Consider the following 14,279-nt stretch of genomic DNA (forward strand, 5'->3'; position numbering starts at 1 on the left):
TAGGCATGAAAGATAATCAAACAAAAGTAGCTTTTAACTGGGTTAAAGAAGAAGTCGAAACGACTTTGGAACAGGCGCAACAGGCGATTAGTTCGTTTGCTGATGACGAGTCTGATAAAACCCAGCTTCATTTTTGTGCAAACTGTATGCACCAGATCAGCGGTACCATGCAGATCTTGGAGTTTGCAGGAGCTTCGTTGTTAGCACAAGAAATGGAGGCTTTAGCAGAAGCTATCGGCGAAGAAAATGTTGAGTCGAATGAAGCTGCTTATGAAGAGTTTTTGTCGGCTGTTATGCGACTTCGTAGTTACCTTGCTCGATATAGCGAAGGCAAGGCAGATCTCCCCGTTTTATTATTGTCCACCATCAATGCTATTAGAACTTGCCGTAAGGCTGAACCGTTAGGCGCTGGCGATCTAATCAATATTGAAGTCGACGGTGTAGAAGCCCCTGCGGCTCCTGAGAAAACGGAGCTAGAAGGAGACATCGTAGCAGAAGTCAAAAGCCTCCGTATGAAGTTTCAGCAGTCATTGCTAGGTGTTATGCGTGATGTTGATACTTCAGAAAAATTATCAGACATGCAAAATATCACTCGTAAGCTATGGGGATTAGGTGAGCGTGTTCCTTATCCAGCTTTATGGTGGATTGCTACCGTATTTTTAGAGCATGTTGAACCACTTCTTAGTGAAGAAAAAAATTCGATTAAAGGTTTATTTGGCCAGCTCGATCGCCGTATGCGCGAACTTATTGATCAAAATGTCAACACTGAGGGTGAACAGAAACTACTCGCCAACATGCTATTTTATGTAGCTCAGTTAGATACCAATGATGAGGCGGTTAAAGACGTTCAAAACAAATTCAAGCTGAATCAATTGCTAGAGTCTCTCGGAGACTTCGAAGCAGAAACTGAACAGTTGGAAGGTCCTGGCGCTGAAAGTTTTAAGGCTGCATTGAGTGTCATCAGCCAAGACTTATCAGAAATCAAAGAGTCTTTAGATTTATACATTCGCACGAAATCCCAAGATGACGAGCCACTGGAAGAAATGCTGCCAATCATGCAGAAAATTTCTGACACGCTAGCGATGCTGGGTTTAACGGAATCGCGTGATCTTGTCGAAAAGAAAATGAAGGCTGTGTTAAACCTCGTTGATGGCACAGAAAGCGATCGTCACCAAGGGCTTGTATCCATCGCTGAAACAGTATTGAAGCTAGAAGACTATATTCAGCGTGCGATGTCTATGGACAGTCACCAGCTTGCAAGAGAAACCAGTGGCTCGGATATCGCCGATTCGTTACAGCTCGTTAATGCCCGTTACCAACTGGTTCAAGAAAGCCGGGGAAATTTATACAAAGTCAAAGACGCCATCACGGATTATTTAGATGAGAGTCATAATATCCGTCGATTAGAACGTGTTCCTGACTTGTTAACGGACGTTGAAGGCGCATTAAGTTTTGCTCAACTCGATAATCTACTTGGTGTTGTACGTAAGACCAACAGTTTCATCAGTAAATACCTTATAAGTGAAAAAGTAGTATTAAGTGAAAGTGAAGTCGAAACCCTAGCGGATGCTTTAAGTTCTGTTGATTATTACTTAGAAGGCTTGATGTCGTCAGGACTACACGGTTTACCGATTGTATTGCAGCGCGCTATTCACAGTATTGAAGAATTAGAAGAACATTACGGTAGTCTTGAAGCTGATAGCTTACCTGTGCTTGAAGAATCATTTGAAATGCCAGACATTGAAATGGTTGGGACTCAAGAGCCTGAAGATGATCTGATCGATGACAATTATGCTTCAGAAGATGAGCCAGAACAAGAGACAGTAGAAGCGAGTCAAGAAGTTGATGACGATGATGACTTGATTGATGATGAAGTCAGAGAGATCTTTATTGAAGAAGCAGAGGAAGTTCTTGAAGAAATGCATAGCCTGCTACCTCTGTGGAAAAATGACCAGGGTAATACGGATGCACTAACAACCATACGCCGTAACTTCCATACCCTAAAAGGCAGTGGCCGAATGGTTGGGGCAATCGATGTGGGTGAATTAAGCTGGTCAGTGGAAAGCATGCTTAATCGTCTGATTGATAATAGTATTGACTTTAGTCAAGAACTTCTCGAAACGGTGGACGCGGTAGCTCACAAGTTACCGGGTATGGTCAAAGACTTCGCTGAAGGAAAGCAAACGGAATTCCCAAGTGACTTAGTTGAGCGCGCTGACAAAATAAGCAAAGGCGAGTTAGTCACTTCTGTTCCGGTTGAAGTCGATGAAGAAGAGTTAATGGAGACTGAAGAGCCGGCAGGACAAGAAGTTAACCAAGAGCAAGATACTAGCCCAGAGCAAGGTATTGATGAACAAACTCCAGAGCAAGAGTTGTTCGAAGTATTTAGACAAGAAGCGGACGATCACATCGCTAATTTGGGTGCTTTTGCGCAGCAATTAGATCAAGGTATTACTCAGAGCAACATCAAAGATAACCTTTTACGTTCGTTGCATACTTTAAAAGGTGTGGCGCATATTGCAGACTTGAAGTCTTTAGCAAATGTTATAGGACCTGTTGAAAGATACTTCCAAGAGTTAAATGCTCGTGGCGTGTTGGCTGAAAGCGATGACATGGCTTTAATTGCCCACATGAAGGATTTGCTGCAGCATATCATTGACGCACCAAATGATGAGAGCGTGATTGAAGCACACGAGACTGCGTTGTTAGAACAGTTAGAAAAGGCAAAATCTCGATTTGATGGTACTGAAGGCGGTCAAGATGAAGGGCGCGATCCTGAGCTGTTAAAAGATGTGTTTAACATTGCAGCCGATGTTTTAGCCGATATTGATACGACTAACCTGCATGAAACGCCTAAAGACGAACGTAAAGAAGCTATTCGAGACTTATTGGCTTCTGTTGATCGTTTATCCGGCATTTTGCTTGAATTAGACATTGATGAAATTCAATCATTAGTAAATAGCCTGACAGGAGCTTTACAGCGGAACTTGTCAGCAAATGAAGTAGATACCTCACTTGGTGTTCTATTATCAGAAAGCTATGCGCAATTAGAAAACCAATTTGACTGCTTGGCGGCGAACTTATCGAGACCGCCTGCAAAAGATCTAATTCAGGCGCTGGATACTTGGACGCCGGAAGAAGCTGAAAGTACTTCAGATTTGAGTTTTGAGGGACTTGAGCTTGACGATTTAAGTACGGATAGCGATGACGGGGAGCAGTCATCAGAAGAGTCAGCCGTTGAGGATGTTGCAGCGGACAAAGCAGACGACTCGGAAAAAGAAACGTCTGTCGATGTGGGCGGCCTTGAGCTTGTAGACTTCGACAGTGATGATGAGTCTACCGAGACGGAAGATACAGACGCTGAAGAAGCAACACAAGAAGACTCGCATACGACTGAAGCTAATGAAACATCGGAAAGCGAAGAAGAGCTTGAGTGGGATCTTGACCTTGAAGGTATCGAAGGTGCTCATGATTCAGAAGCCGGTGATGTTGAATCAGGGGCGGAACCTGTAGAAGAAGCTTCAGCAGAAACATCAGACGAAGCGGATGACAGCTTAAATGATGACCTCGATGAAGAGTCATTAGATGAGTTGTTAACGGAAGACTTCGAGCTGGGTGAAGAAGAGAAAGCCTCTGGAGAACCAGTTGCTTCTGAGCCTGAAGACGAGAAAGATACGGTGGATTCTGAGGACTCTGTGCCAGAAGAAACTGCTGTTACTGACGATGAATTATCAGAGTCAGAAACCGAAGACACTGATTCTGAAGAGCCACTTGTCGCGGAAGAAGCGCCAGCTGTTGAAGAAGACGCTCCGGTTGAACAGAGTGACGACGATGCTGAAGTGGAAGAGAAGCCAGCGGTTAAACAAGAAAGTGAAACTGTCAGCTTAGACATCGAAATGGATGATGAGCTCCTTGAAATCTTTACTGAAGAAGCTGAAGAGTTATTCGATAGCGATACCCAGTTGCTTGAGCAATGGAAAAATGCGCCATCCGATATTACGCCGATTGGCGAGTTACAGCGTAACCTGCACACCTTGAAAGGTAGTGCTCGCATGGCTGGGTTCGCTCCAATTGGAGATCTTGCCCATGGCTTAGAAGATTTGTATACCGCGATTATGGAGAAGCGCATTAATGCTTCACCACAAGCGATACAGCTAGCGACCAAAGCCGAAGACAAACTGATAGAAATTTTTACTGCGAGAAATACTCCAGAAAGTATTCCGTCACCTCAAGCCATGCTCAGAGAAATTGAGCAGTTTATTGAGGTTGAAAAATCTGGCGGAACAGCGAAAGTTGAAGAAGAGCAGCCGGCAGAAGAAATTGAAGAGACAACGACCGAGCCAGAGGTAAGCGAAGAGCAAACTGTTGAGCCAGAAGAGGTGGTTGAACAAGAAAAGCCAGCAGCTCCGCAAGATGACATGTGGGAGCAAGAGCTGGTTGATTTATTCCTTGGTGAAGCCGAAGAGTTGTTGGGCGGTTACCTTGATGCACTCAACGAGTGGTCAAATGATTTCGCGAAGCCAGAGCCTCTTAAAACGGCTCACAGAAATCTGCACACGTTGAAGGGTGGCGCTAAGTTAGCACTCATTAGACCTATTGCAAATGTTGCTGCGGCTATTGAAGATGCTGTCAAATTATTGCAAAGAGATACTCGCGCAGGCCAGGCGCGTTGGGTTGAGCTATTAAAAGCGGGTCATGACCAACTGATCGAAATGGTTGGCACGGTTAAAGAAGGAAAAATGCCTGCGGCGTCACACGACTTCGAGCGTCGTGTCGAGAATGATAAAGACGCTATCAAAGCACAGCTTTATCAGCTCGATAAGCGTGACCTTGCTGAGTCAGATGAGCAAGCAGAAGTTAAGGTTGTATCACTTGTTGATCGTCAAAAAGCGAAAGAAGAAGCCGCTAAAGACGCTGCAAGTCGCGATGTTATCCGTGTCCGTTCAGAAATTCTGGATAACTTAGTGAACTTATCGGGCGAGAGTTCGATTTTCCGCTCAAGGCTAGAACAGCAGGTTGCGGATCTTAACTTCAACCTTGGTGAGATGTCGTCAACGGTCGATCGTCTGCGTGACCAGCTGCGTAACTTGGAAATTGAGACGGAAGCACAAGTTCTTTATCGTCGTGAGATTTCAGGTGACTTTGATGAGTTCGACCCATTAGAAATGGACCGATATACTCGTCAGCAAGAGTTAACGCGAAGCTTGCTTGAGGCGGCGAGTGACTTGATGTCGATTCAAGAAACATTAGAGACTAAAGTGGGTGATGCTGAAGCAACCCTACTAGCTCAGGGCCGTGTTAACACCGAATTGCAAGACCGATTGATTCGTACTCGAATGGTACCATTCAACAGTATCGAGAGTCGTTTGCGTCGAATGGTTCGCCAAATTTGTAGTGAGCTAAACAAAGACGTTGATTTAATTCTGACTTCAGAAGGTGAGATGGACCGTACGGTTATTGAGCGCATGGTGGCGCCACTGGATCACATGCTACGTAATGCGATTGACCATGGTATTGAAAGTAAGGAAGACCGTAAGCGTGCCGATAAGCCAGAAAAAGGTCAGGTTAAGTTGAATCTGAGCCGTCGTGGTAATGAAGTGTATATTGAAATTGCAGATGACGGTGCAGGTATTCGTAAAGACCGAGTAAAAGCACGTGCTGTTGCACAGGGTATGATTGATGAGTCGTACCAGCCTTCAGACCGTGAGTTATACCGCTTAATTCTCCAACCAGGTTTCTCGACGGCGGATAAAGTGACACAGATTTCAGGCCGTGGTGTTGGTATGGACGTTGTGCATAGTGAAATTCTGCAGCTTGGTGGTTCATTAAACGTCAACTCAGAAGATGGCAAAGGCACGACCATGACGGTACGTTTACCGTTCACGTTATCTTCAAACCAAGCGCTGATGGTCAAAGTGAAAGGCGAGCCTTATGCCATTCCATTGTCTAACATTACAACGGTTGCGCGAGTTAAGTCGTCTGATTTGCTGGATATCTATCAAAGCAAAAAAGATACCTTTGAACACCTGGGTGAAGAGTTTGAATTACGTTACTTGGGTCAAATTCTAGAGCGTAACTCAGAAATTGTGCCGCCAGTGGATAGTTATGTCCCGGTATTGATTATTCATGGTGAAGGTAAGCCAATCGCGGTCCATGTCGATGAATTATTGGGCTCACGTGAGATTATCGTTAAAAACGTTGGTCGTCAGATTTCGACTGTACCGGGTATTGCTGGTGCATCGATTACTGGTGACGGTACGGTGGTATTGATTCTGGATATGCAAACTCTGGTTGACCGTTTCCATGAGTGGGATTTTGCCCACGAAGCTGGTCTGGTCGAAGATATTATCCACGAAGATCGTATTCCAACAGTTATGGTTGTGGATGACTCCATTACGGTTCGTAAGGTAACGGCTAGGCTATTACAGCGTCATCAGTATCAAGTGATGACTGCAAAAGACGGTGTAGATGCCATTACGCAACTGCACGATGATGTGCCCGATGTGATGTTGCTGGATATTGAGATGCCGCGAATGGATGGTTTTGAGTTGGCAACCATTATCCGACATGATGAGCGATTGAAGCATATTCCAATTATCATGATTACCTCGCGTACTGGTGAAAAGCACCGTGAACGAGCAGAAGAAATTGGGGTCAATGAGTACCTAGGTAAGCCGTATAATGAAGATAAGTTGCTCTCAACGATTGAGGAGATGTTGGAGCTGGACTTTTAGGTAAAGGAAGCCGATGAATACAGTATTAGTATTGTTAGCAGGATCGACAGGTGGTCCTGCGGCGGTAAAGGCATTTATAGACGCACTGCCCGATAAACCGCTACCGGTTTGCTTTGTACTGGGTAACCACATCACTCAAGAATTTTTACCCAGCTTAGAGTTGATGCTCAACGACCACCCGCAATATAGCGCTGAGATCGTTGATGGAAATAAAGCAATACTTCCAGGCAAGTTATACATAGCGCCCATCGACCAAAAAATTAGTTTTAACCCCGAGGGGCGGATTTATTTAACGGGACAACCTTGGGATGCGCCATACGCACCAAACATTAATCAAATGTTTGAGTCGTCGCTGGATTTGGTTAATACCGAAAAGTTGGCGATTGTATTTAGTGGTATGGATGAAGATGGTGCCGCTAGTGCTGACATACTTGACGAGAATGATGTTGAAATTTGGTGCCAGACATTAGAGTCCTGCGTTCAAGCATCGATGCCATTAAGCATGATGCGAACTGGAAAAGTTATCTATAAAGATAGCCCGGAAGGTTTAGCGAGACAATTGTGTGACTATTTAGAGAGTCACGATTCACTTGATCAATATGCGTGAGAGATTGCATGACTGAGAAAGCAAAAGATGTATACAGTTTTTTAGTACCAATGCTAGAAGATAGCTTGCTACTACCAAACACCGTGATTGCGGAAATTGTTCCGTTCATGAACGTATCGCTTGATGATGACATCGAAACAAGCAAAAACTGGAGAGTGGGAAGCGTAGTGTGGAGAAATCAAACGATTCCCGTTATTGCGCTGGAAAGACTTCAGGGCACGCAAGATCTCGGTGACGTTAAGCGTTCACGTATTGCTATTTGCTACACTTTAAATGGCAATGAAGAGATTCCTTTTGTGGCATTGATGGTACGCGGTATTCCTCGCTTGATTCCAATCGATGACGATAATGCTGAGTTTATCAGTGATGAGATTCAAGGCGCAGAAGATGGCGTTAAAGCTTGGGTCAACGTCAATGGAAAAAAAGCACTGATACCAGATTTGGATTTTATTGAGTCGAGACTCGAGTCCGCTTAATTAATGTTATGTCGTAAAAAAGCAGCTTCTAGCTGCTTTTTTATTGGGAACGATAAAGTATTTATAGAATCAGCGAATAGGGGATTGCAAGGTTAAGCAAAGTCGCCCCATAAAGCATTAATCGCTGACACTGCGGCCAGTGATGCGGTCTCTGTTCGTAAGACTCTAGGCCCAAGGTGGATGGGCACTATCCCACGACTTTCAACCTGCTCAATTTCGAGGTCGCTAAATCCCCCTTCGGGGCCAATCCACAGCGATAAAGGCTGCCCTGTGTCGAGTTCAGACTTAAGCTGATAATCCTTAAAGGTTTGTTTAGCATCTGGGTGCAAAAAGAAAGTTTGTTGCCCAGCATGCTCCAATGCTTCTGCCAGCGTCAATACAGGGTTGAGTGTTGGAATAGAAGCTCGTCCACACTGTTCACAAGCGCTTTGAATGACCCTTTGCCAATGCTGCATCTTCTTTTGCCAGCGCTTTTCATCGAGCTTTACGCCGCAGCGCTCGGTAAGGATTGGGGTAAACTCTTTAATCCCAAGCTCTACTCCTTTTTGCAGGGTTAAATCCATTTTGTCTCCGCGAGAGACGCCTTGCAAAAGGTGAATATGAAGCGGGGATTCTAAATTTTTAGCTGTTTGATCCTTAAGATGAACCGTAACTTGATTGCGCTCCACCTCAATAATGTCGGCAAGGTAGTCAAAGCCATCGCCATTAAAGACAATGACTTGGTGCCCCATGTTAAGTCTTAGGACGCGACTGAGGTGATTGCTCGCCTCTTTGTCTAGCTTGAGGGCTTGGCCAACGGATAAAGTTGGCTGCTCAGTGTAAATCCGTGAAATACGCACCGTGTTAGTCCTTCACAGCAATTTGAATGCCTTTCCAGGCAATATCAGCCAACTTATCAATCTCCTCAGGCGTAATTACATAAGGTGGCATGAAATACACCACATTGCCCAGCGGACGCAGCAAGGCACCGCGCGACAGCGCATACTCATAGACCCGCATGCCGCGACGTTCTTTCCAATCGTAACCTTGGCGTGTCTTTTTATCCTGAACCATTTCGGCGGCTAAAATCATGCCAGTCTGACGCACTTCGGCAACGTTGGGGTGATCAGCGAAGTGAGCGGTTGCTTGCGCCATATGTTTAGCCAATTCTCGATTGTTCTCGATGATTGGTTGCTCGCGGAAGATTTTCAGCGTCGCATTAGCGACAGCGCAACCCGTGGCATAACCGGTATAGCTATGTGAGTGAAGGAAAGCTTTTAGAGTTTCATAGTCATCATAAAAAGCCTCGAAAATCTCTTCACGCGTCATCATTACTGAGAGTGGTAGAAAGCCCGCTGTTAACCCTTTCGACATGCACATAAAGTCGGGGGTAATATTGGCCTGTTCGCAAGCGAACAGAGTCCCTGTACGACCAAATCCCACCGCGATTTCATCAGCGATTAAATGTACGCCGTATTCATCGCACAGCTTTCGCAGCTCGGTTAAATACACTGGATGGTACATACGCATGCCGGTAGCACACTGCACTAACGGCTCAAGAATAACCGCAGCAACGGTTTCGTGCTTTTCTTCGATCAATTTGCGCATATGAACAAATTGACGCAATGAATACTCTTCCCAGCTTTCGCCTTCTTCGCGGTAATAGCAGTCAGGTGATGGTACTGTCATGACGTCAAACATCATGGTTTTATAGGGCTCTTTATAAAGTCCCACGTCGGAAACTGCCAGCGCACCGGTAGTTTCGCCGTGATAGCCGTTTTCCAGCGTGACGAACTGAGTCTTTTCGGGTTTATCTTTTAGCTGCCAATAATGGATACTCATCTTGAGCGCGATTTCGACCGCTGATGAGCCATTTTCACCATAAAATACGCGGTCTAAGCCTTCTGGTGTAATCTTCACCAAGTTTTCCGCTAGCTCAATTGCTGGTTCATGCGTAAAGCCAGAGAAAATCACGTGTTCCAGCTGATCGACCTGATCCTTCATCGCCTGGGCGATGGTTGGATTAGCATGACCGAACAGGTTCACCCACCAAGAACTCACCGCATCGATATAGCGATTACCATCAAAATCCTCGAGGTAAACACCGTCGCCTTTCTTAATCGGCGTCATCGGGTATTTCTCGTAGTCCTTCATCTGACTACAGGGATGCCATAAAACGGCCAGATCGCGCTCTTTCAGACTTGCGTTATTCATAATAAGAAATCTTGTGATTGAATCAATCGTGGCGCTATTATCGCGTATTTAAACGGAAGTCTCAAAGGGCTATCACAGGGAGAGAGTGAGGAGTGCCCATTCCGATATCCCAACAGCCTTTCGACTGGAGGCATTAAGAAAGTGCTGGTAAGATGCGTGCTTGATTTTATTAGTAGGTCTATGCAGGCTGTACTCGGCATAGATCATTTTATTCGGCTCTATACTTTATAAGAAAACCTTGTGACTATAATAAAAACATCCCGCTCCTTGGTTGATGCTCTATTCATGCCATTTCTTTTACTGACAACCGTTATGATGTCGGGCTGTTCAAGTCGGCAGGTTTTGGACCCCGAGGACTCTGTAGTGCGATTATCCAATGGTGCCAGCCTAAAAAGTGAAGTGGATCGTTTGGTAATCCCGCTTATTGATAGTGAAGAAAACATTGGGGCTGTAGTTGCAGTATTAGATCAGAATCAACAAAGTAGCGTGTTTGCGTATGGCCATAAAGATAAAGATAAGAAAACGAAGCTATCAGGCGATACGTTATTTGGTATTGGCTCGACGACAAAGTCACTGGTAGTCTCCCTGTTACTGGCAATGGACGACCAAGGCGTCGTTTCACTGGACGATACGATTGCTGATTTGCTACCGGCAGAACTGACATTTGCTGATCCGCGCATCAGAGACATCACGTTCGGGCAATTAGCCAGCCATACCTCAGGCTTGCCCCGCGAACCGGTCAAGTTTGAGAGCCTAGCCGCTCTTTGGCATTACTTCTTCACTGGTGACAACTTATACTCACACCTGACTGATGAGGCTGTCTACACTTATCTGCAAGAGTTTGAACTGCCATCAGATCTCGATGATGCTCCGACTTATTCAAACATTGGTGTGGGCTTATTGGCGCATTTTCTAACGCTTAAAACAGGGCAGGATCTGGAAACCTTGTTAAACACTTATATATTGCAGGAACTGGATATGCAGAACACTGTGATAAAACTGACTCCCGAAGCTACCATGCGCCTAGCCACCGGGTATAGCGGCGACCAACCCTGGTTTATTGAACGAAACACACCGCTTGATAACTGGATCTTCAGTTCCGTCATGTTGGGAACAGGGGGCGTGTATTCCACGGCAGAAGATTTAATCAAGTACCTAAAAGCACACTTGCGACAATCGGGAACCAAGCTGGATACGATATTGCAGCAGTCTCGAACAATCATGGGGGAAGATGGGCGACACTTCCTCACCATGGGTTGGTATGTTGATTATCTTCCCGACTATGACCGCCATTTCTATTACTACCATGGGATGATTTCGGGCTTTAATTGCTACATAGGATTTGAGCCGGAAACTGAGATAGCGGTAGTGGTTTTGAGAAATAATTTTAACTGGCAGGATAAGGTTGGACATAACCTGTTACTGAGAATGTCCGAATTCTTACGCCTTGAGCAATCTCAAGACGTTAACATTAGTAGCCCGTAAATTCTTACGGTAGGTGGCGTTGAGCCTTTGCATGTTAACCTCGAAGTCACGCTGTTCTTTCGAGGATACGCTGGCTCTGACCCTATTAACTCCCCATTAATTCCGAAAAAGGGGTAAACACTCCAGAAATTTGTTATTTATTATATTTTTGTGAGGAACTATAAAAATTTTTATGTTCATTTCCCTCTAAAGAGATTCCCAAGGTCATTCGTCCGAACAAAGAAACGAACCAAAGAAAGTCGCCCCCAATATTTAGGCCAAGCTAGCTTGGCTTCCCTTTCAATTCCTAAGCCATTATACGCACCGTGAAATACAGTCCATCCTTGGCCTGAATATCACTATTCAAATCTTCTCCCTAAAGGGATTCCCGCAGGTCACAGATTTGAATTGCTATGCCTTAGTCACTAAAAGGCTAAATATTACGGGGTAATTGGTGCAAGTCTGCTTGTTCTTTCGAGAACTACGCTGGCTTTATCATATATTTGAAGGTAAACATGAAAGAAGTTATAGTAAATAAATAGCTAAGCGAGACTCTAAAGAAATGGACATATGGGAACTTGATAAATTAATACTATTTTTATTATTTGTTATCCCTGGATTTATAAGTATAAAAACATATCAAATTGTTTTTCCGGGTACAGTCAGAGCTGCTTCAGATCAAATCGTTGATGCGATTGCTTATAGCTCAATAAATTATGCAATACTTTTCTATCCAATTACACTTGTTGAGGGGAAAGAGCTCAGAGACTATAGTTCATTTTGCTATTATTTATTTTATGTATTTGTCTTCCTTCTGGCGCCAATTTTATGGGTAATACTACTAAAATACATTAGAACAAGAAACGTATTTCAAAAGAATGCTCCGCATCCTACTGAAAAACCATGGGATTTTGTTTTTGCTCAAAGAAGAGAGTATTGGGTAAAAGTTACCTTAAAGAATGGAACTGTTTTGGGTGGAAAGTATGCGAGTAAGTCTTTTACCTCGAGCTCTCCATCTGAACAAGAGATATATCTTGAGGAATCATGGGTTTTGAGTGAGAAAGGTGGGTTCTTAAAAAAGAAGGATAGGAGTGAGGGTGTTTTAATAACATCAGGTGAGATTTCATTTTTGGAATTTAGGAATATAAGAGGTTAGTATATGTCAGGTGGTAGAAAAGATATTAATGAAGGGTATAGCCCTTTAGAAAGAAAGGATAATGGTTATCAGCCATTTGAAGATAATGATAAAGGGAGTGGCTCTCCAGACGGGGGCTACCAACCACTTGAGGACACTGGTAGCAACCCAACCCAAGGCGATAACCCTCCCGGGGACGAATAGAAAAGCCGGCAGAAGCCGGCTTTTTACATCACGAAATAGTGATTAATAACGGTAGTGTTCAGGCTTGTAAGGGCCTTCGACTTCAACGTTGATGTAAGCTGCTTGCTTGTCAGAAAGCGTGGTTAGACGCGCGCCGATGCGTTCTAGGTGTAGCTTGGCAACTTTTTCATCCAGGTGTTTCGGTAGGATGTAAACGTCGTTGTCGTACTTATCGCCGTTTTTCCACAGTTCGATTTGCGCTAGAACTTGGTTAGTAAACGAGTTCGACATGACGAAGCTTGGGTGGCCTGTGGCACAACCAAGGTTTACCAGACGACCTTTTGCTAACAAGGTAATACGCTTACCGTCAGGGAATACCACTTGGTCAACTTGGTCTTTAATGTTGATCCATTCGTAGTTTTCTAAACTAGCGATGTTGATTTCGTTATCGAAGTGACCAATGTTACATACGATTGCTTGGTCTTTCATGCGCTCCATGTGTTCATGGCGAATGATGTCGTAGTTACCCGTCGCTGTGACGAAGATGTCAGCTTGCTCAACAACGTTTGGATCTTCTAGGTCTACCACGCGGTAACCTTCCATCGCTGCTTGTAGTGCACAGATCGGATCGATTTCTGTGATCCAGACAGTTGCGCCAAGGCCACGAAGCGATTGCGCAGAACCTTTACCCACGTCACCATAACCGCAAACGATAGCGACTTTACCGGCGATCATGACGTCAGTTGCACGCTTGATACCGTCAACTAATGACTCACGGCACCCGTACAAGTTATCGAACTTAGATTTAGTCACTGAGTCGTTAACGTTAATCGCTGGGAAGGGTAGTTCACCGTTTTTCTTCATTTGGTAAAGACGTGCAACACCTGTTGTCGTTTCTTCGGTCACGCCTTGGATTTCAGCCAATGTGCGCGAGTAGAAAGTGTCGTCTTCAGCCAGTTTCGCTTTGATTGACTTGAATAAAGCAACTTCTTCTTCGCTACCTGGTTTGTCCAATACGCTGATGTCTTTTTCAGCGCGGCTACCTAAGATAAGAAGCATGGTCGCATCGCCACCGTCGTCTAGGATCATGTTTGGAGAACCGCCGTCGCCCCATTTCATGATGCGGTGCGTGTAGTCCCAGTATTCGTCTAGTGTTTCGCCTTTGTATGCGAACACTGGAATACCTTGATCCGCCATTGCTGCTGCGGCGTGATCTTGCGTCGAGTAGATATTACAAGAAACCCAACGGACTTCAGCGCCAAGTGCGATTAGCGTTTCCATTAACATGGCGGTCTGAATCGTCATGTGCAATGAACCTGCAATGCGCGCGCCTTTTAGCGGTTGTTCGCCTTCGTACTCTTCGCGAATCTGCATCAAGCCAGGCATTTCGCTTTTCGCCATTTCAATTTCTTTGTGGCCCCAAGAAGCGAGGCTAATATCTTTAATGATGTAATCTGTCATGTTGTTCCCAATAATTGGTTACGTGT

Annotated in this window: 9 protein-coding genes; 6 read left to right on the top strand and 3 right to left on the bottom strand. The window is 44.8% G+C overall.

What is annotated here, in order from left to right; translation table 11 throughout:
* Positions 1-5: 5 nt before the first annotated feature.
* From ABD943_RS07180 to ABD943_RS07190, 3 genes are read left to right on the top strand one after another with little or no spacing between them, the layout of a single operon-like run.
* Complete coding sequence (locus ABD943_RS07180) at positions 6-6,734, top strand: Hpt domain-containing protein (protein ID WP_345292503.1); 6,729 nt, start codon at positions 6-8, stop codon at positions 6,732-6,734.
* A gap of 13 nt (positions 6,735-6,747) precedes the next feature.
* On the top strand, positions 6,748-7,341 hold the full coding sequence (locus tag ABD943_RS07185) for a chemotaxis protein CheB (RefSeq protein ID WP_345292504.1): 594 nt from the start codon (positions 6,748-6,750) through the stop codon (positions 7,339-7,341).
* 8 nt (positions 7,342-7,349) lie between these two features.
* A complete protein-coding gene (locus ABD943_RS07190) occupies positions 7,350-7,817 on the top strand; it encodes a chemotaxis protein CheW (RefSeq protein WP_345292505.1) in 468 nt (155 codons plus the stop codon).
* Between the two features lie 92 nt (positions 7,818-7,909).
* On the opposite strand, the gene ABD943_RS07195 is transcribed toward ABD943_RS07190, so the two are convergent.
* Both ABD943_RS07195 and ABD943_RS07200 read right to left on the bottom strand, forming a co-directional pair.
* Positions 7,910-8,656, bottom strand: a complete 747-nt coding sequence (locus tag ABD943_RS07195) for a 16S rRNA (uracil(1498)-N(3))-methyltransferase (protein ID WP_345292506.1) — start codon at positions 8,654-8,656, stop codon at positions 7,910-7,912.
* A 4-nt stretch (positions 8,657-8,660) separates the two neighbouring features.
* Positions 8,661-10,010, bottom strand: a complete 1,350-nt coding sequence (locus ABD943_RS07200; protein ID WP_345292507.1) for an adenosylmethionine--8-amino-7-oxononanoate transaminase — start codon at positions 10,008-10,010, stop codon at positions 8,661-8,663.
* 240 nt (positions 10,011-10,250) lie between these two features.
* On the opposite strand from ABD943_RS07200, the gene ABD943_RS07205 reads away from it, so the two are divergent.
* The 3 genes from ABD943_RS07205 to ABD943_RS07215 all read left to right on the top strand — a co-directional run bounded on the left by ABD943_RS07205 (position 10,251) and on the right by ABD943_RS07215 (position 12,813).
* The gene (locus tag ABD943_RS07205; RefSeq protein ID WP_345292508.1) at positions 10,251-11,495 is read left to right on the top strand and encodes a serine hydrolase domain-containing protein; all 1,245 of its coding nucleotides are present in this window, start codon (positions 10,251-10,253) and stop codon (positions 11,493-11,495) included.
* Positions 11,496-12,036: 541 nt separating this feature from the next.
* Complete coding sequence (locus tag ABD943_RS07210) at positions 12,037-12,630, top strand: DUF6338 family protein (protein ID WP_345292509.1); 594 nt, start codon at positions 12,037-12,039, stop codon at positions 12,628-12,630.
* A 3-nt stretch (positions 12,631-12,633) separates the two neighbouring features.
* The gene (locus ABD943_RS07215; RefSeq protein ID WP_345292510.1) at positions 12,634-12,813 is read left to right on the top strand and encodes a hypothetical protein; all 180 of its coding nucleotides are present in this window, start codon (positions 12,634-12,636) and stop codon (positions 12,811-12,813) included.
* Between the two features lie 42 nt (positions 12,814-12,855).
* Here ABD943_RS07215 and ahcY read toward each other — a convergent pair whose 3' ends face one another.
* Positions 12,856-14,253, bottom strand: a complete 1,398-nt coding sequence (gene ahcY, locus ABD943_RS07220; RefSeq protein WP_345292511.1) for an adenosylhomocysteinase — start codon at positions 14,251-14,253, stop codon at positions 12,856-12,858.
* Between the last annotated feature and the right edge of the window lie 26 nt (positions 14,254-14,279).

The sequence above is a fragment of the Kangiella marina genome, from assembly GCF_039541235.1.
Lineage (GTDB): Bacteria > Pseudomonadota > Gammaproteobacteria > Enterobacterales > Kangiellaceae > Kangiella > Kangiella marina.